Below are 18,076 nucleotides of genomic sequence, written 5' to 3' on the forward strand. Positions count from 1 at the left end.
GTCGGTCATCTCCCGTCAGGGACACGTGCCGACTCAAAAGAACGGATCTGCCCAAGGGCACGCACGCCGCGCGAAGAGACCGAGATGCGATTCCTCGGAGGAGCGGGACTGAGGCACAGATCCATATCGCACAGTACGGGCCGTCACCTCCCGCAAAAGGTGTCCAGCGCGGCTCAGGTCCGCGCATGTCTGACCTTCGCCGCATCCGTGCGGCGGCCGGTTGCCTCCGCTGCTCGTCTCGTACGAGCAGCGCTGAGGGGAGCCGGATGTACCGGTTTCAACGGCGAGCGGTCCCCGGGTGGCACCCCGGGGACCGCGACGGGCCGTTCCTGTCCGAGAGGAACACGACCCCATGGACCCCATCGTTACTGTTCAGGACGCTGTTACCGCGTTCGCCGACTTCATCGAGCCGACGAACGCCGAACTCGACGCGATCGACCGGGAGATGCCCGTGATCCTTGCGGACGTCGACCTGTTGGACGCGCAGATCACGACCCTTGACCGTGTCCCGACCGAGTTCGACGAGCGGCGCATCCGCCGGGCCCGCCGCAGGGCGCTGGCCGCCCGCGTCGCCATGATCAACCAGACGGCCGGTGCGAGCCTTGCCGGGGGTGCCGCGTGAGCGCCACCCGGGAGCAGAACCTGACGGCCGCCCTCGCTGAGGTGAAGGCCGAGATCACCCGCACTGACAGCAAGACCGCGCTGCTACTGGCGTTCGTCGGCGCGGTGCTGGCCGGCATGTGGACCGTCGCGCGGGAGCTCCCGTTGACCGTGCCCGCCTACGTCGCCGGCGGCGCCGGTCTGGTGGCGCTGGTGGGTGCGGCGGGGCTGCTGCTGTTGTCGGTGAGGCCGAATCTGTCCGGCCGCCACGGGTTCCCGCTGTGGGCCACGCTCACGGCCGAGGAGATCAAGGAAGTCACCGACGCCCGCGACCTGGCCGCCGACATCGGCGGCCTCTCCCGCCTCGCGGTGGCCAAGTTCCGCGGCTTGCGTCGGGCAGTCAACCTCACCCTTGCCGGCGGCGCCCTGCTCATCGCCGCCGCCCTGCTCACCGCAGGGGGTGCGGCATGACCGACACCGTCCGTTGCCCGGCCGCTCACCACGACGACCCGACCCCGTGCGACGGCCCGGCCGTCGTGACCGTGCTGGATCAGTACAACGACGGGGCGGACGGCTGCGAGCACCACGGGGCCCGACTGCTGGCGTCGTTGGAGCGCGGCAGGGTCTACGCCCTGCCCCGCGCCCCGGCGGGCGCCGCCCTCCGTGTCTTCACCGCCGCGGACGACATCCCGCCGTTCGCCTGGTGCGAGGGCGCCCCACGGACGCAGCCGAACCAGCGCAGCCGTGCCGAGGACCGCCGCCGGGAGGTGACGGAATGACCACCATCGAGACGACGCAGACCATGGAGCGTGCGGCCGTGCCGCCGCTCACCCGCCCGGAAATGGGTCTCGCCGGTGTCGGCGCGCTGGCCGCGGCCGGTGTCGGCGCGCTCGGTCTGATCTCCTCGTTCGACGCGGTGTCCTCTGCCGCGGCGCGGTGGGGGTTCGGTGAGCCGTGGATGCTGCCGGTCGGTATCGACGTGGCCATTCCGGTGTTCACCGTGGCCAATCTGCTGTTGATCCGGATGGACATGGCGCTTGCGTGGGTGCGGTTCGTGCCCTGGGTGCTCACCCTGGTCACGTGCGGGCTGAACGTCGCCGCCGGGCATGGACTGTGGGCGAAGGTCGCGCACGGCACGATGCCGCTGCTGTGGGTGGTGTTCTCCGAGATCGGCGCCCACATCTACGCCGTGCGGATCGGCGCCGCGACCGGCCGGCGCATGGAGAAGATCCGGTTCTCCCGCTGGTTGCTGGCGCCGCTGTCGACGTTCGCGCTGTGGCGGCGCATGACGCTGTGGGAGGTCACCTCCTACAGTGCGGCGCTGGCGTGTGAGCGTGAGCGGCTGCTGGCCCGTGCGGACCTGCACGAGCGGTACGGCCGCGGCTGGCGCAGGAAGACGCCGCGGCGTGAGCGCGTGATGCTGCGCATGGGCGAACTCGCCCCCGCCGCCCCGCCGGCAGAAATCGACCCGGTCCCGGAGACAGCGCAGCCGCCGGAGCCCGCGGCGCCCCGTCCGGCGCGCAAGCGGCCGGGCAAGGCCAAGCCCGCTCCGGTGCCGCGCACCGCCGCCGAACTGCTGATTGAAGCCCGCGCGATGACGGCCGACTGGACGGACGACGCGGTCAACGCCGAAGCGCTGCGGAAGGCGCTGCGGTGCGGGTCGGCGTCGGCGCGGCAGGTACGTGACGCCCTGCTCGCCGAACGCGCGGAGTCTCGCGTGCTGCGTCCGGCGGACGCCGTTCCGGTTGAGGCTGAGGGGGTGGCGGCATGAGCACCCTGGCCACGGTCCTGTTAGCCGTGCTGCCCCTGCTGGCGGGGTGGGTGGTTCACGTGCGGTGGCTGCACCGCTGCTTGAGCACCGCGCGCCGGGACCCGTTGACGGGTCTGGTCACCCGGGACGGGTTCACCCGCCGCGCGACCGCCCTGTTGAAGGACCCGCGGGCGGTCGTTGTCCTCGCCGACGTCGACAAGTTCAAGCAGATCAACGACCACTTCGGGCACGCCGCGGGGGATGTGCTGCTGAAGGCGACCGCGGACCGGCTCGCCCACCACGTGGGCCGGTCCGGCATCGCCGGGCGTCTCGGGGGCGATGAGTTCGCCGCCGTTCTCATCGACGCACACGGCACCGCCGCCGACATGCTGACCCTGCTGCACGGCGTGCTGGCCCGCCCGGTCGACGGCCACGACCCCGCCGTGCACACCACCGTCTCGCTGGGTTGGGTACGCGCCGCGGACTTCCCCGCCGACGACCTGTCCGGGCTGCTGCGCCGGGCGGATGAGGCGATGTACGCGGCCAAGCAAGCCCGCTCCGGCACCCGCCGGGCGGGCCTGGGACGGCTGTTCGCCACGATCGCCGGACGCCGCTCCGGCCGCACCGGTGCCCGCACTGAGGGGCCCGTGGTGGGGGTGGCGGTCTGATGTCCGCCTACACCAAGTGCTACGACCCCTCGGGGGCCCGGTTCGGGATACCCACCTACCCGTGGCACTTCGCCCCGGACGGCTACGCCACCCGCCGCCAACTGCGCGCCTGCGGGCTGCGCCCCGGCGGGCAAGAGGTGGCCGCGCAGATCATGCGCACGCACCGCGGCCGTAAGGCGGGGGTGCAGGTGGCCTTCCTCTACCGCGTCGACCGCGCCAAGCCGGTCCGCCCGATGACGTCCCGGAAGTGGGGAGCGCTCGCGCTGGCGATGCTGGCCCGCCGCACCTGCCCGAACTGCCAGATCACCTACAGCTACTGCATCCCTACCTCGCTCGGGATGTGCATCCTCTGCGCCTACCCCGAGGAACAGCGCGCCGCCTGAAAACGAGGTGGAACATTTTGTTCCCCGCCACTCCCTAGAACGCCCCCACGATTGACGGGCCCGACCGCTCACCTCCTACAGCGTCGGCCGGGCCCGCTCTCCCTCACACCCGAAAAGTGGAAGGACTCCAAGTGAAGCACCCCGACGACGACAACGAACTCTTCAACCGACTGGAAGCCGAACTCGCCGCCGACTCCGGCGGGGACGTGGTCGACCTGAACGCCGCCCGGTCGGCCCGTGCCGAGTCGGCCGATCCCGGCGCCCGACCGGACGCCGACCGGTCGGCCGACTCCCGCACCGGCGGGTCGGGCATCGAGTCGGCCGACCCGAGTACGCCGGTGTCGGTCGACTCGCCGACGCTGAAGGCGACCGGTCCCGGCTACCTCGGTCGGCTCGCCGGAGCCAAGCGCCGGGCGGTCGTCCCGCTGTGGCTGCGGTCGCTGTCGGAACTCAAGATCGCCTCTGGGTGGGTGGCCCGCCACTACGCCCACACCGCCGGGTATCACGCGCTGCGTGCCCCGGTGTATGCCGCGCGGCTCGCCCTGCAGGCGCCGACCGGCGCCGCGCGGTTCGTGGGCGGCACGATGCGGTGGGTCGCCGACCGCGAGGGCGAACCCGTCCGCCTCGCCGCGGTGCGCCGCGAGGACGCGGCCGAGTACCTGAAGCTGTCCCGCCAGCGTGACGGCCGTGTGCGGCTGCGCACGCTGGTTGCCGTGCTGGCCCTGTTCGTCGGGCTGGGGTCGGCGCTGGCAATCTACGTGCTCGCCCCCGACTGGCTGCAAGCCCTCTCCGCTGGCGCCCTCGTGCTGGCGCTCGGGTCGGCCGGTCGGAAGGCGGACGCGCCGGTCGTCCACAAGGCTGTGGAACTCCCCGAAGCGCCGAAGCTCACCAGTGACATCGTGCTGCGTGCGCTGGGTGCGCTGGGCATTCCGGCGATCAACCAGGCACAGAGCAAGGGGCGGGACGGGTTCACGTTCACCGCGCCGATCACCCGCGACGGGCCCGGCTGGCGCGCGGAAGGTGACCTGCCGTACGGGGTGACCGTCACGGACGTGATCGAGCGCCGTGACCGGCTCGCTTCCGGTCTGCGCCGGCCGCTGGGCTGTGTGTGGCCCGAAGCGGTGCCGGATGAGCACACCGGCCGTCTCGTGTTGTGGGTCGGTGACCAGGACCTGAAGAGCTCGCGCAAGCCTCTCTGGCCGCTGCTGAAGTCGGGCACCGTGGACCTGTTCAAGCCCGTCCCCTACGGCACCGACCAGCGCGGGCGCTGGGTTGAGGTCACCCTGATGTTCATCGCCGGGGTGATCGGGGCGATCCCCCGTATGGGCAAGACGTTCCTTCTGCGTCTGCTGCTGCTCATCGCCGCACTCGACCCGCGGGCGGAGATCCACTCCTACGACATGAAGGGCACCGGCGACCTGGACCCGGTCGGGGAGAAGGTCTCCCACCGGCACGGCGTCGGTGAGGAAGACGAAACCCTTCAGTACGCGCTGGCCGACTTCCGGGCCCTGCGCGAGGAACTGCGCCGCCGCACCAAGGTGATCCGCTCCCTGCCGCGGGACATCTGCCCGGAGTCGAAAGTGACCAGCGACCTTGCCTCCAAGCGGTCCCTGGGACTGCACCCCATCGTGATCGGGGTGGATGAGTGCCAAGTGCTGTTCGAGCACCCCGACTACGGCAAGGAGTTCGAGGAGATCGCCACCGACCTGGTCAAGCGCGGCCCGGCCACCGGGATCGTGCTGCTGCTGGCCACCCAGCGGCCCGACGCGAAGTCCCTGCCCACCGGGATCAGCGCGAACGCGGGCGCACGGTGGTGCCTGAAGGTCATGGGCCAGACCGAGAACGACATGGTCCTCGGCACGTCGTCCTACAAGCGCGGGGTGCGGGCAACGATGTTCGCGTGGGGTGACAAGGGGTTGCACTACTTCGTCGGTGAGGGCTCCGATGCCCGGATCGTCTCCAGCACGTTCGTGGACGCGCCGGGTGCCGAAGCCATCGCCGCCCGCGCCCGCACCGTCCGTGAGAAGGCGGGACTCCTGTCCGGCTACGCCCTCGGGGAGGCTGCCGACGCGGTGACCGGGCCGTCCTACGACCTGCTTGCCGACGTGGCGGCCGTGGTCCCGGAGAAGGAAGAGCGGGTGTGGAACGAGCGGATTGCCGCCCGTCTCGCCGAACTGAGGCCCGACGTCTACGGCGGCTGGAAGGGCGAGAACGTCACCAGCGCGCTCAAGCCCCACGGCATCCGCACCCGCGACGTCGCCGGGACCACCGACGACGGAACCCGCACCACCCGCCGCGGCATCACCCGCGCCGATCTCCTCAAGGCGATTGCGGAGCGTAACGAAAAGCCGGGCGCGGCATAGGCCCGATCCGCTGCTACCGGTAGCAGGCACCCCTGCTACCGGTAGCACCCTCGCTAGCACCTCATCCGCGCTCCCACCTGTGATCTAGCGAATAGCACCCCACCAGCGAAAACCCCTGAAAACCCGCCTGGAGGGCCCTTCATGACCCCCATCCTGGCCGCTATCGCCTGCCTGATAGCCGTCACGTTCAGTTACGGCGGACTGTGTGCGGTCTCGCCGTTCGGCAACTGCCGACGCTGCCGCGGCATGGGCCACGCACTCAAGACCGACCGCAAGGGCCGTCTCAAGCGCGGCAAGGACTGCCGCCGCTGCCACGCCACCGGCAAGCGCATCCGCACCGGCCGCTGGCTCTACAACCGCTGGGCCCGCATCTACCGCGCCGGCACCGACACCCCCCGCCCGGAAGGCACCCGATGATCCTCAACATCTCCGCCGTGCTGCTCTTCGGCGCCGCCTCCGCCCTCGCCGTGCGGACGAAGTCCGCCGGGGGCGGCGCCGCCCTGGTGCTGTTCCTGTTCGGCTTCTTCGTCGCCGGAACCGGCGCCTACGAGCCGATCCACAACCTCGTGCAGGCGTCCGCCGACGCCCTGTCCGCCCTCGGCAACTGAAGGGAGCCACCGGCCGTGAACGAACCCACCACCCACCGCCGGACCGCCGGACACGAGACGACGGCCGTACAAGTCCACACCCCCGCCCCGATCACCCCCGCACCCGAGCAGGCCGTGCCGGTGCAGCCGGGGCACATTCCGGCGGTCGCGTCCATCGTCATGCCGGACGGGCGGGTCATCACCGGCTACGCCCTCACCCCAATGCAGCCCGAACCGGTCGTGCCCAAGCCGCCCGTCTCCCGCGCGGCTGTGAACGTCGCCCTCGGGGGCGTCGGGTTCCTCGCCGTGTGTGGCGGGCTGCTGCTGCTCACCACGTTCATCGCTGCGCTCACTGCGCTCATCACCCAGCTCGTCATCCTGGCCGCCGTGATCTTCGGCGGCTGGATCGCCGTGCAGGTGCTCAGTGCGAGCGGTGACCGGGGTGGGACCACGGTCAACATCCGCAAGGCCGTGATCAAGCGCAACCGCTTCTACCAGTAGCTACGCCAAGGGCGACCCCCTCGCCTCGCCAAAGTCGCGGGGTCGCCCTTGTCAGCCAGTCACCCATCAAGGAACTGGAGACATCCAGGATGACGCAACCCACCCCCATCGGGCGACTGCTCGCCCTGCTCGAACCCCTGCGGGTGTTGGACGCCTTCTGCTGCATCGGGGGCGCCACCACCGGATACCGGCGGGCGTTCGGCAACTGCCACATCACCGGCGTCGACCTTCAGACACAGCCCGACTACCAGGGTGACGCCTTCCACCAGGGCGACGCGATCGAGTTCATCCGCGCCCACGGCCACGAGTTCGACTTCATCCACGCCTCCCCGCCCTGCCAGGGCGAGGGCGCCCCCACCAAGGGCACCAACAAGGCCCGCAACGCGGCCATCGGCCGCACCTACCCTCGCCTCATCGCCCCCACCCGCGCCGCGCTGGAAGCCACGGGCCGGCCGTGGGTCATGGAGAACGTGCCCGGCTCCGAGGTGCGCAAGGACATCCGCCTGTGCGGGGAACAGTTCGGCCTCGCCGTGCTCATGCACCGCTACTTCGAACTCGGGGGCTGGACGACCCTACAGCCCGCCCACCCCAAACACCGTGGGTACGTGCGGGGTTGGCGCCACGGCGAGTACCGCGAGGGCCCGTACGTGGCCGCCTACGGCGAGGGCGGGGGCAAGGCCACCGTGGAGGAGATCCGCGCGGCCAAGGGCATCGACTGGTCCACCGATCACCTCCGGCTGCGCGAGGCCCTGCCACCCGCCTACACGGAATGGATCGGCCGCGCCTTCCTCGACACCCTCACCCCCGCGTTGGGGGTGGCGGCGTGAACGAGTATCTGCGCACCGCGCTGCGGCTCGCCGCCTCCGGCGTCCCGCCCCTGCCCCTGCGGGCGGGCAAGCTGCCGTTCGGTAACTGCCGCTCCTGTGCGGACAACGCGTGCGGCGGCCGGCCGAACATGAAGACTGCGGGCTCTTGCGCCTGCCCGTCGCCCTGCCACGGCTGGGCTGCCGCCACCCTCGACCCCCGCGTCATCAACTCGCCGACGTGGGCACGCGTGTGGCGGGAAGCGGCGGCGGTCGCCTACCATCCCGGCGGCGCCGGCCTCACCGTCGTCGACCTCGACAACGCCGACGCCATCGCGTGGGCGCGTGCGAGCCTGCCCGCCACCCGCACCGTGCGCACCACTCGGGGTGAGCACTGGATCTACCGGGGCACCATGGCGTCCTCGAACGCTGTCCGGCCCGGCGTCGACATCAAGTCCCTTATGCAGTACGTCCGTTGGCTCGGTCCGGGCGTGGGCGTCACGGCCGCTCTCCCGGACGCTGTACGCGCCCTGGCAGTAAAGGAGCCGACCCCGGCTCGCAGGGCGCCACAGACGCTCTCAGTGCCCCTGAGGGGCAAAAGTGGAGAATGCCGACACCGCACACCCGCCTACCTGGACCGTGGGATCACCATGGCGGAGCAGCGCATCACCGAGGCCACCAGCGGCGTGCACGCCACGGTCTACCGCACGTTCCTCGCTGTGCTGTCGACGCACGGCCGGTGCGGCTGCCTCACCGACGGCCACGTTGCGCGGCTGTTCACCGCCGCGCAGGCGAAGGGGGAATCGGCCCGGCACTGCACCGACGCGTGGACCAACGCCCGCACCGCACTGGGGATGTGACCGTGTCCGACGACGACGAGAAGACTCCCGCCCGCAAGGTCATCACCGACTACGCGCAAGCGCACTTCCGGTACTTCCGCACCATCGACGGCACCGTCTACGCGCAGAAGAACGGCCACCCCGTCGCCCGTCCCATCCGCTCCCAGGGCACCACCGGCAGCCACCGGCAGGAACTCATGGTCGGCCTCTTCAAGGACGGGATCGGCGTGTTCAACGGCACGGCACTCAAGGAGGCACTGGACTTGATCGAAGCACTCGCCCTGACCGAGGACGTCCAGCCCACCCACATCCGCGTGGCGCCCGGATTCGACGGCGCGACCTGGCTCGACCTGGGCCGCACCGACGGCCAGTCCGTCCGTATCCACCCCACGGGCTGGGACATCCGCACCCCCGACCCGCAGGAAGTCTGCTGGAGGCGCACCCAGCTCACCGGCGAACTCCCCCTGCCCGCCAAGGACACCAACGGCAAGGGCATCGACCTCTTGCTCGGCCTGTGCAACTTCGCCGGCGCCGAGACCGAATGCCTGGCCCTGGCCTGGCTGATCGGCTGCCTGGAACCGTCCGTGCCCGTCCCCGCACCCTTCCTCACCGGCCCCCAGGGGGCGGGCAAGTCCACCGGCGGCCGGATGCTCGTGCGGATCATCGAAGGGATGAACGGCGACCTGCGCCGAGCGCCGAAGGACGAGGAGAACATGATCACGGCCGTGGCTGCCGGATGGGTCACCGCCCTGGACAACCTCTCCCACCTGCCCCCGGACCTGTCCGACCTGATGTGCTGCATCGTGACCGGTGCTGAGAGCATCAAGCGCGCGTTGTTCACCGATGGTGACGTCGTCCGCTCCCGATACCGGCGCCCCATGCTGCTGACCGGTATCGACGTCGGCGTCATCCGGCCCGACCTCGCCGAACGCCTTCTCCCGCTCCGCCTCGTGCGGCCCCGGGTACGGCGCACCGAGGCAGAGCTGTGGACGGAATACGCAGAGATCCTCCCCGTCGTTCTCGGCTCCCTGCTCGACCTGACGGTCAAGGTGCGGGCCGCTCAGGCGGACACCCCCACCGACCTGCGCATGGCCGACTTCGCCCACCTGTGCGCGCAGCTCGACGCGGCCACCGGCTTCGCCTCGCTGGCCGCCTACCGAGCCAGCCTCGACGACCTCAACGACGACGTCATCGAAGGAGACCTGCTGGCACAGACGGTCCTGAAGCACGCCGCCGAACTCGACGCGGGCGCGGAAGTCCGCATGACGTCCTCCGAGTGGCTGCACTGCCTCACCACCCTCTACAGCGGCGAGGAGTGCCGCCCCCTGCCCAAGGGCTGGCCCACCACCGGCAAGGTCCTCTCCGACCGGCTCAAGCGGCTGCAACCGACCCTTGCCGCACGCGGCGTGCTCATCGACTGGGGACGCACCAGCGCCGCCCGCTACATCGAGATGACCCGCGCCGCCGCGCTCGCCCCCCACCAGCAGGAAGCGGCGTTCTGACCCGCCACCGGCGCGGCGCGGACAAGCAAGAGGAGCACCCCCCGGCCGGCAACTGGTGCTCCTCTTGTTGTTCCGGCGGCGTGCCGCCGCATAGACGTGCCGCTGCGCGGCTCCGCATTCACGTCCTGAGCCGCACCACACCATCACAGACACCACCCCGTCTCTTTCCTAGGAGAAGAGACCCTGCGTCACCCACGTCACCAGCCACACGAAACCGATCCCTGACCAGCGGCTACAGCGGTGACGCAGACGGCCAAAACCTGCGTCACCGCCCGTCATCCGCGTCACAGGTGACAGAACCCCGCCCCGCCCTGTGACACGCCCCGAACTGCCCGCGTCACCGCATAACTCCAGGTCAGAGCCACAAATGACGTGCGTGACGCGATGACGCAGAAATCCGAACCTCGGACAGGTCCAAGCGTCGGAACCCCCGAAGCGAGCCCAAGAGGAGAAATGAAAGTGCGTCAGAAGATCACTGACTTGCCTCAGCTCTACTCTGCTGCGGATGTTGCCCATGCTCTCCGTTGCTCTGAGTGGTGGGTGAAGGAACAGGCCCGGAGGGGACGCATTCCCTTCACCAAGCCCGGGGGCAGCTACCGGTTCACCGCTGACCACGTTGCAGAGATAACGCGCATCTTCGAGAGCCGTCCCACCGAAGGCAGTAGCGCTGCCGTACCAGTCTCACAAGCGCCGCGCCGCCGGGCGGCCACCGCAGCGGTGTCCGTCACCTCGCTGAAGGCAAGGACCCCGCGCAGGGCGCGACACGGCCAATCGCAGTCCACCGCAGCCTGATTCCGTGTGCCGCCCGGCCCTCCAGCCGGGCGGCAACCCCGCCGATAGGGAGAGCAAGTTGGGTTACGCCGAGAACCTCGGCAGCTACTGGCGCGGCCGGTACAAGCTCGCGCCCGGCAAGTACGCCACTGTGCGCGATGCCGATGGTGACGCCATCCGCTTCCGGACCAAGGCAGCGGCAAAGAAGGCGGCGGACGCCGAAGAAGCGAAGCTGTTGGCCGGAACGAAGAAGGCGCCTCCTGAGCGGATCACCTTTGGCGCTTACGTGAACCGCTGGTACGCCGCGCAGGACTTGGCGGCGTCCACCATGCAGAACTACCGGCGGCACATCGAGGAGCACCTGCTCCCTGCGTTCGAGGACTTCGCCATTGCCGACATCTTGAGCACCGACATTGCCGCTTGGGAGAAGCGCGAACGCGCCGTTCCCTACGCGGCTACCAGCGTCAAGACATGGCGGGCGACACTGCACCTGATCCTTGCCGACGCCGTTGACGAGGGATTGCGCGATTCCAACCCGGCAACCAAGCGGCGCGGACGAGGGAAGCGCGCCGGCCGCTCCCGCAACCGTGGCCCGGAGAAGGTTGTCACCACAGCGCTCGGCATTCTGCTGCTCGCCGAAAGGATGGCGCTGCTGTCCGGCCGGGACGATGAGTTCGTTGGCGGCATCCTCAAGGGCTACACAGGCATGCGCTGGGGCGAGATCGTTGGCCTTGAGACCGAGTTCGTCCGGCCGACGAGCATTCGTGTTGAGTGGCAGCTCTACGAGCTGGACACCGGCGAACTGCACCGTTGCCCGCCCAAGGACGACTCCTACCGGGACATTGACGCTCCGGATTTCCTCGCGGCACTGGTTGCGAGCCACATCGCCCGGACGAAACCGAAGCCTTGTGAGTGCCACGGACTGGCCTACGTCTTCCGTGGCCACGGCGCTGCCAATGGCTCTGTGAGCCGTCCGGGAGCAAAGCTGGTCGACGTCGCTCGCCGCGCCGGCGTCTCGACAGGCACCGTGTCCAACGTCCTCAACCGCCCTGGCGCTGTGGCGGAGCCGACTCGCCTCAAGGTGCTGGATGCCATCACCGATCTCGGGTACGTGCGTAACGCGGGGGCGGGGGAGCTGGCCGCACACTGGCGACGCTCGGGCTTCGCCACCTGGCTCTTTCGACCTGCCGCCACGGGACGGTACCCCGGACGCGGCAACCAGGAAGAGCACCCTGTGCCGGTCATCGCTGAGCCGTGGCCCGGGATTCCCGCGCGTGGGCGAGGAGCCTCCAAGCGGGCTGAGGCGTGCTGGGTGCCGATCGCTCCGGGGCTGACGCCGCACGGGCTGCGCCATACGCACAAGACCCTGATGAGAGAGGTGGGAACCCCGCCGAAGCTGATGGACGAACGCATGGGGCACGAGGACGGCTCGGTGCAGTCCCGCTATGACCACATCACGGCTGGCATGCGGCAGTCGCTGACGACCGCGCTCACCGGAATGTGGGAGGAGACGTTGGACGCGCGCCGGGCGATGAGCCCCGGCTCGCCCGTGGCTGCTCTGGATGCACTGCTGAGGGCTCGCGGGTAGGGCATTGGTCTGGAGACGATTTCCAAGATCTTCTCCAGGATTTCTCCAGAGAGCCTCTGGAGAACAGTTCAGGGCCGGTGCTGATCTCTCAGCACCGGCCCTGAACTGGTGTTTCTCTGTCGGGGTGGCGGGATTTGAACCCACGACCTCTTCGTCCCGAACGCGATTGCGACCCTGGTGACCTTGATTCAGGGCCCCCGACCTGCTCGTTCGGCTCCGGTGCTGTCCATTACCGTCCGGGACCGTTTCGGCGGAGTCGCTGCGTTTGGCCCCCTGTTTGGCCCCCCATGTGGGGTAGCTGACTGCTATATCTGCGCTGATCAGATGAGGGGCTGGAGAGTGGGGAGGTGGCCGAGGCCTGGTTCGGTCGGGCCCCGCCGTCGTGCTGTTAGACCGCGATGAACAGCTGCGGAAGATCCTTCAGTTGTCGCCACGAGGTGTTGTAGGCGAGGGCTGGGAGGCCGGTGGCGATGCTCTCCGACGTAGCTTCGGGGCCAGCCACATGCCGTACTCGGTGCCAGAGGTTCTCGCCCTCGTCGCGCCGGAAGTAGTGGTTGTGGAACACGGTGAGGAAGTCGGACCGGACTGGCCCGTGGAACTGCACGCCGTGGTATGTGAAGCGCGTGAGGCCCGCTCCGCCCTCTCGCCCAGCCTTCACCACCTGAATGCGATCAGCTCCCCCAGCGCTGCTGGCTCGGGGGTCCCTGTGATCGAGCCCTTCGGCTATGAGGGCCTCGACGTACAGGCCGGCGGTCGGGTGCTTGTACGCGGCAACTGACGGTGCGTACACGGTGGCGCGGCGCAGCTCGTCGCCCTTCTGCCAGACGACATGGATGTGCTCCTTCTCGTCGGCGCACTTGTCTGGGTGGTAGTTGACGCGCCCCCAGGGTTCGCCAGCCAAGCCAGCGTCGAGGGGCTTGATGATTGCTTCGTCTTCGAGCTGCCGGAAGACAGCGAGGGTGACCTGCTTTTTGCCGATGGTCAGGGCCTGCACCTGGATGGTTGCGGTGGTGACCGTCGCGTTCTGCGGTGTGAGCTGCTTGCCTGTCACTGCATTCCCCCGTTAGTGCGGCCGTCTCCGATGGCGGTGGCCCAGGTGACGATGCCTGCGCCGGCGACCTGTTGGCGGCATGCGTCGCTGATGAAGGCCGGGCAGTTCCTGGCTTCGGGGGGCCCGGATCGGGCCACGTACTCGATCACGCTCTCTCCTGGTCGTCTCGGGTGGGTCGGTGCTGTGACGGTACGACCGATGGGGCTTGTCCGTCCGGGAGTTGGATCAGCGCGACACGAGGGAGCCGCCGCTCGCCGAGCCGAGCGATGCACGTTGCCCCCGACGCGGTCGAAGTGCGCCCGGAACTGGCGTTGGTGAGGTGCCGTCACCTACTGACCAGCACCTCACCAAGTTCCAAAAATCGACCCTCATTTGAGGTACGATTCTTGGAACCGACCCCCAACGGAGGCCGCATGGAACCCGTTTGCCACATTGGCGTGCAGGCTGTGGAACGTCTGCGGACGCTTGGCCTCACCCCCAGCGACCTGTACGAGCCGCTGAAGGGTGCAGCCGCAGAGGCTCGCCTGAGCACGCAACTGGACGCGCCCGGCATGGCCGGGTTCACCTTCTGGTCCCGCGCGAACCGGCTCTTCCGGGAGCGGCTGCAACGTCAGGGCTGGACCTACAGCAACGCCCAGAACATCCTCAGAACCTTCCACCCCTCCGGCCTGATGGCGATCACCGCCATCAGCGGGGCAGGAAAGGTGATGGATGAAAAAGCAAGCTGGTCCGGTGAAGTGCGGGCGAAGAATCCAAAAGGTTCGGCGATTCGCCAGCTCGTTCAGCGGAATTTTGAACAGCTGCCGCTGTTTGAAATTCCCACCTGGTTCCTGCTCTACAAGTCCACCGAGAGCGGTTTGCTATTCGAACTGTCCCTGCCAGTTGACATGCACGACGACTATGTCGATACCTGGCGCGAGCGGATTATCCTGACGGATAACCCGCTAACTGGGCCGAAGTACGACATTAAGAAGCTCGATGAAGCCCCCGTAGAGAAAGCGGTGGTCGTGCCCGTGCAGTTCAAGGGGGTCATGTAGACTAGAGACTCCACGAGTCAGGAGAAGAAGAGATTATGCTGACTTCCTCACGGTTGGTGCTTGCTCGGAAAAGGCGTCGCATGACGCTTGCCAGCCTCGCCAGGGAGTCAGGAATCTCGGTACGCAGCCTCACCGCTTACGAAAATGGGCACAAGAACCCGACAGCGGAGACTTTGCAAACACTGGCCCAAGCACTGGAGCTACCAGTGGCCTTCTTCTCCGCGTCCGACGTGGAGGAAATCGAAGTAGACGCCGTTAGCTTCCGCGCCCTGTCCAAGATCAGTGCGTTGGACCGGGATGCCGCTCGCGGCGCCGGCCGGATCGTGGTCGACATTAATCGCTGGGTCGAAGAGCGGTTTGACCTGCCGACGCCTGACGTTCCCACTCTCCCGCATCTAGCGCCCGAGCAGGCCGCTGAACGGGTGCGTGCACTGTGGGGGCTGGGCGAAGCCCCCATCCCCAACATGGTGCACCTTCTGGAGGCGCACGGCGTCCGCGTTTTCTCTTTGGCTGCTGATTGCAGTGCCGTTGATGCGTTCTCTTTCCGCTGGAACAGGACTAAGCCATTCGTTGTCTTGAACCTCGAAAAGAGTGGCGAACGCGGAAGGTTCGATGCAGCGCACGAACTCGGGCACCTCGTTCTGCATTCCGAGCATAGGATTCCACACGGGCCCGAAGCGGAACAGGAAGCGCAGAAGTTCGCCTCCGCCTTCCTGATGCCGCAAGCGGGGATTCTCGCTCAAATGCTTCACCAAGCCGACTCCACTAGAATCCTTAGCGCAAAATTGAAGTGGAAGGTGGCAGCGGTAGCTCTCGCTTACAGGTTGCGAGACCTTGACCTAATTTCAGAGTGGAGCTATAGGAACACGATCAAGCATCTATCGCAGATGGGCTACAGGTCCGGGGAGCCAAACGGAATTCCGCGAGAGACTTCTCAGTTGCTGAGCAAGGTTTTCACGACGCTTAGGGCCAATCATATCTCGTCGTCCGCTATGGCCCATGACTTGAGCCTCACGCTAGATGAACTCAACTTGCACGTCTTTGGCCTGGTTCCGCTGGCCTTGGACGGCGGTCGACAGGAAACCGGTGGCAGGCGTCCAGATCTTCGCCTAATCACGTCGTAGAGCAGGTATCCTTCCGGTCGGGCGCTGGAAAGGGCCCCTGAGCGGCGGTGCGCAAGGTTGGTCGGCGAAGTCATCCACTTGCAGGGTCGCGATCGGCTCACCATTCGCGAACATCAGGAAGCGAACACCCTCCTCTAGTGCCGCTGTGAGCGCTCACTGTGGCAAGAACCCAGGCTTCTCTTGGCCGAGCGCGTGCAGTCGTGCGAGGTAGTCCTGTGCTGCGGGTTCTGCGGCATACCGGCGCTTCATCTCGGCAGCGAGTTCGCGGCTGGTCATGATGAGCGACGGAATCGACTGACGGTCCCCTTCGAGGGCCCGCTCACCCATGATGAGTGCCTGCTCCAAGTCGCCCTCACGCGCCGCCGTGACTCCGAGCGTGACGCGCGCTTCCGCGTTGCGCATGGGTGAGCGTTCGGTGCCGTCGAAGTCAGTTCCTGCCTTCAGCACCTCTTCGGCGAGCGTGCGCGCAAGCTTGTCTTCGCCGACCAGGCGGTAGCAGTCCATCGCGTAGAAATCGAACTTGGCTGGGTCCACCACGAAGTGGTTGTCCAGGTTCTCGGGGTACGGCATCCCTTCGAGCAAACGCCGTCCCTTGTCCAAGGCCACCTCGACTTGCCGGCGGTCCCCGATCCGCGCCCACGCTTTGGCCTCCTGGCCAGCGAGCTGTACGGCAACGCCAGCGTGCGGAGCCCTCTCGGCTCCGGCCTGAGCAGCTGCAATCACGCCCCGGTAGTCGCCGGTAGTGAGAGCGAACCAGGCCCGCATCTCGTGCGCCCACCCGGCGACCTCCGCATGGTCAGCCTCGGTCGCGAGCGAGAGTGCAGCCTGTCGCGTCGACTCGGCCGCGTGGCGTGCGCCCGTGTCGTACTCGACACAGCCGACGAGTAGGGCGAGCCAACCAGACAGTGCGAGCACTTCGCGGTGCTGTGCGAGCGTGAGGCTCTTTGTGTGGAGGTCGACGACGCGGCGCAGCCACTGCCGTCCCTCGATGAGAAGCTGCTCGCTCGGCATGAACGGGTACTCCGAGGCGAGCCGGTCCGCCGTGATCCGCAGGGCATCAAGCGTGGCGTTGTCGACGTCGGACCGGTTGAGACGGCTCACGATCTCCAGCGTCTCCATGCCGGACGCTGCCAGGATCTCCCTGTCTCCATCCCGCCGTGAGGGCGCCGGGAAGAGCGCGTGAGTCACGGTGCCGAAGAGGGCCGCGATGATCGGTTGGTAGAAGTCGTTCGGCGTCTGGCCTGACTCCCAGCGCTTCCACTGGCGAATCATGCTGTCCTCTGCGGGCAGCTCCGTGGGAGCGTGCGCCCGCAGCGCCCTTACCGCGTCACGCTGCGACCAGTCACGGGCCGCTCGTTCGGCAGCGATGCGCCGCGCCCATGCGGGCCTGTCGTCGGTCATGTGCCCTCCTCCGAGTGCCTACTCCGAGTCTCACCCGCGAGCCAGGGGGACAGGGAAGGGGACACAGGGGTGTCACTGGACATGTCCCCACCTCCGCTTCGTCGTCCCCTGGCTGTCACTTACGACACAACTCCCCTTCCTCGCATGCTGGTTGCAGATCACGCACCACCCGGGGCGGAACGCTCTTCGAGCGCTACGACCCGTTCAGTCAACGCCTGAATCTGGGAGCGGATTTCCTTGATGTCGTCGCGCACGTCGCTGGTGGGGGCAGCCCCCTCGCTGACGAAGTTGCCGAGGTTCCCGGCAGAGACGATCAGTCCTTCGGATCGGAGCGCGGCCAAGCCGTTCTGGATGGTCTGGCTCGCGAATCCGAATCGGTCCATCAGCTCTCGCTGTGACGGGAGCTTGTCTCCCGGCTTCATCTTCTTGATGTCGTCGCGAAGTGCGTCCGCGACCTGCACCGCTTTCGGCTTCGGCCCTCCTGTGACAGTCATGCTCTGAGCGTACCCATCACAGCGAACTAGCGCGCATCACCCCACGGGGGTTGTGAACCACAGCAGACTAGTGCAAGCTAGTCAACGAGCGGCGCCTCCCGAATCCTCGGGAAACAGCCGCTTGACCTGCACGAATGCATAGGGCGGGGACGCTGCAATCCCGCTAAAGGCCAGGGGACAGGGCTTCGGCCCGACTGGCGAGGTGGCCCGGTGACCGCGAGCAACGGCCGGAGGGTGGGGACACAGTCCCCCTTGCAGTGCGTATCCCCTGTTCAGACGCCTAAAGGAGTGGCAGTGAGTCGACGAAAGCGATGGGCGCGGCCGTGATCGACCGGCACGGTGGCGCCGTTCCATCCCCGGTCCGCGAGCACCTCGGAGTGCCGCGGCCAACCGGTCACCTTCCACCGAATCGCGGCGGATAGCGCCGCGCCGGTTGCTCGCCTCGTCCGTCCGGGAGCTCTGCGGAGCGGTCCCGTACGGACGGGGTTGAGGGGAGCCGGAGCCCGGTGTCCACAACGACTTTCGAGTCTGACTTTCCCTTCCGCCGCAGGGCGGGCGCCGTCTCTCCAAAGCCTGCGCCCGCCCCGGCGGTCTTCCTGTCCCTCCACCTTCAG

At 68.1% G+C, this 18,076-nt stretch carries 21 protein-coding genes; 17 read left to right on the forward strand and 4 right to left on the reverse strand.

What is annotated here, in order from left to right:
• Positions 1-352 precede the first annotated feature (352 nt).
• The 15 genes from IE97_RS0110795 (at position 353) to IE97_RS0110865 (ending at position 12,355) form a co-directional block, all read left to right on the forward strand.
• Positions 353-622 (forward strand): DUF6284 family protein, encoded by a 270-nt coding sequence (locus tag IE97_RS0110795; RefSeq protein WP_030235616.1) that lies wholly within the window; start codon positions 353-355, stop codon positions 620-622.
• Positions 619-1,071, forward strand: coding sequence for a Pycsar system effector family protein (locus tag IE97_RS0110800; protein WP_030235620.1), 453 nt, complete (start codon positions 619-621; stop codon positions 1,069-1,071). The genes IE97_RS0110795 and IE97_RS0110800 overlap by 4 nt, the downstream gene beginning before the upstream one ends.
• Positions 1,068-1,379, forward strand: a complete 312-nt coding sequence (locus tag IE97_RS0110805) for a hypothetical protein (RefSeq protein ID WP_063752192.1) — start codon at positions 1,068-1,070, stop codon at positions 1,377-1,379. The genes IE97_RS0110800 and IE97_RS0110805 overlap by 4 nt, the downstream gene beginning before the upstream one ends.
• A complete protein-coding gene (locus IE97_RS0110810) occupies positions 1,376-2,371 on the forward strand; it encodes a DUF2637 domain-containing protein (protein ID WP_051704917.1) in 996 nt (331 codons plus the stop codon). Before IE97_RS0110805 ends, IE97_RS0110810 begins: the two co-directional genes overlap by 4 nt.
• On the forward strand, positions 2,368-3,018 hold the full coding sequence (locus IE97_RS0110815; protein WP_037844203.1) for a GGDEF domain-containing protein: 651 nt from the start codon (positions 2,368-2,370) through the stop codon (positions 3,016-3,018). Before IE97_RS0110810 ends, IE97_RS0110815 begins: the two co-directional genes overlap by 4 nt.
• Positions 3,018-3,401: an RRQRL motif-containing zinc-binding protein gene (locus IE97_RS0110820; protein WP_030235632.1), complete on the forward strand. Its 384-nt coding sequence runs from the start codon at positions 3,018-3,020 to the stop codon at positions 3,399-3,401. The genes IE97_RS0110815 and IE97_RS0110820 overlap by 1 nt, the downstream gene beginning before the upstream one ends.
• Positions 3,402-3,532: 131 nt before the next feature.
• Entirely contained in the window at positions 3,533-5,764 is a 2,232-nt protein-coding gene (locus IE97_RS0110825) for a cell division protein FtsK (RefSeq protein ID WP_030235639.1), read from the forward strand.
• Between the two features lie 141 nt (positions 5,765-5,905).
• Positions 5,906-6,181 carry a hypothetical protein gene (locus tag IE97_RS0110830; protein WP_030235643.1) on the forward strand — a complete coding sequence of 92 codons (276 nt, stop codon included), beginning with the start codon at positions 5,906-5,908 and terminating at the stop codon, positions 6,179-6,181.
• On the forward strand, positions 6,178-6,372 hold the full coding sequence (locus tag IE97_RS0110835; RefSeq protein WP_030235647.1) for a hypothetical protein: 195 nt from the start codon (positions 6,178-6,180) through the stop codon (positions 6,370-6,372). Before IE97_RS0110830 ends, IE97_RS0110835 begins: the two co-directional genes overlap by 4 nt.
• Positions 6,373-6,387: 15 nt before the next feature.
• Entirely contained in the window at positions 6,388-6,852 is a 465-nt protein-coding gene (locus IE97_RS0110840) for a hypothetical protein (RefSeq protein ID WP_030235652.1), read from the forward strand.
• 89 nt (positions 6,853-6,941) lie between these two features.
• Positions 6,942-7,679 carry a DNA cytosine methyltransferase gene (locus IE97_RS0110845; RefSeq protein WP_030235656.1) on the forward strand — a complete coding sequence of 246 codons (738 nt, stop codon included), beginning with the start codon at positions 6,942-6,944 and terminating at the stop codon, positions 7,677-7,679.
• Positions 7,622-8,515: a bifunctional DNA primase/polymerase gene (locus IE97_RS0110850; RefSeq protein WP_420706076.1), complete on the forward strand. Its 894-nt coding sequence runs from the start codon at positions 7,622-7,624 to the stop codon at positions 8,513-8,515. The genes IE97_RS0110845 and IE97_RS0110850 overlap by 58 nt, the downstream gene beginning before the upstream one ends.
• Entirely contained in the window at positions 8,512-9,996 is a 1,485-nt protein-coding gene (locus IE97_RS0110855) for a hypothetical protein (protein ID WP_030235663.1), read from the forward strand. Before IE97_RS0110850 ends, IE97_RS0110855 begins: the two co-directional genes overlap by 4 nt.
• A gap of 453 nt (positions 9,997-10,449) precedes the next feature.
• Entirely contained in the window at positions 10,450-10,788 is a 339-nt protein-coding gene (locus tag IE97_RS40080; protein WP_030235665.1) for a helix-turn-helix domain-containing protein, read from the forward strand.
• 58 nt (positions 10,789-10,846) lie between these two features.
• A complete protein-coding gene (locus tag IE97_RS0110865) occupies positions 10,847-12,355 on the forward strand; it encodes a tyrosine-type recombinase/integrase (RefSeq protein ID WP_030235667.1) in 1,509 nt (502 codons plus the stop codon).
• Positions 12,356-12,743: 388 nt separating this feature from the next.
• Here the strand turns inward: IE97_RS0110865 and IE97_RS0110870 are convergent, their stop codons facing one another.
• Both IE97_RS0110870 and IE97_RS42035 read right to left on the reverse strand, forming a co-directional pair.
• Positions 12,744-13,406, reverse strand: coding sequence for a hypothetical protein (locus tag IE97_RS0110870; protein WP_030235669.1), 663 nt, complete (start codon positions 13,404-13,406; stop codon positions 12,744-12,746).
• Positions 13,403-13,555: a hypothetical protein gene (locus IE97_RS42035; protein ID WP_158708269.1), complete on the reverse strand. Its 153-nt coding sequence runs from the start codon at positions 13,553-13,555 to the stop codon at positions 13,403-13,405. Before IE97_RS42035 ends, IE97_RS0110870 begins: the two co-directional genes overlap by 4 nt.
• 264 nt (positions 13,556-13,819) lie before the next feature.
• On the opposite strand from IE97_RS42035, the gene IE97_RS0110880 reads away from it, so the two are divergent.
• Both IE97_RS0110880 and IE97_RS0110885 read left to right on the forward strand, forming a co-directional pair.
• Positions 13,820-14,443 (forward strand): hypothetical protein, encoded by a 624-nt coding sequence (locus IE97_RS0110880; RefSeq protein WP_030235672.1) that lies wholly within the window; start codon positions 13,820-13,822, stop codon positions 14,441-14,443.
• A gap of 35 nt (positions 14,444-14,478) precedes the next feature.
• The gene (locus IE97_RS0110885) at positions 14,479-15,567 is read left to right on the forward strand and encodes a helix-turn-helix domain-containing protein (protein WP_030235675.1); all 1,089 of its coding nucleotides are present in this window, start codon (positions 14,479-14,481) and stop codon (positions 15,565-15,567) included.
• 153 nt (positions 15,568-15,720) lie between these two features.
• On the opposite strand, the gene IE97_RS0110890 is transcribed toward IE97_RS0110885, so the two are convergent.
• The gene (locus IE97_RS0110890; protein WP_030235678.1) at positions 15,721-16,968 is read right to left on the reverse strand and encodes a hypothetical protein; all 1,248 of its coding nucleotides are present in this window, start codon (positions 16,966-16,968) and stop codon (positions 15,721-15,723) included.
• 158 nt (positions 16,969-17,126) lie between these two features.
• The gene (locus tag IE97_RS0110895) at positions 17,127-17,462 is read right to left on the reverse strand and encodes a winged helix-turn-helix domain-containing protein (RefSeq protein ID WP_234331801.1); all 336 of its coding nucleotides are present in this window, start codon (positions 17,460-17,462) and stop codon (positions 17,127-17,129) included.
• Between the last annotated feature and the right edge of the window lie 614 nt (positions 17,463-18,076).

Source organism: Streptomyces sp. NRRL S-455, assembly GCF_000717875.1.
Classification (GTDB): Bacteria; Actinomycetota; Actinomycetes; order Streptomycetales; family Streptomycetaceae; genus Streptomyces.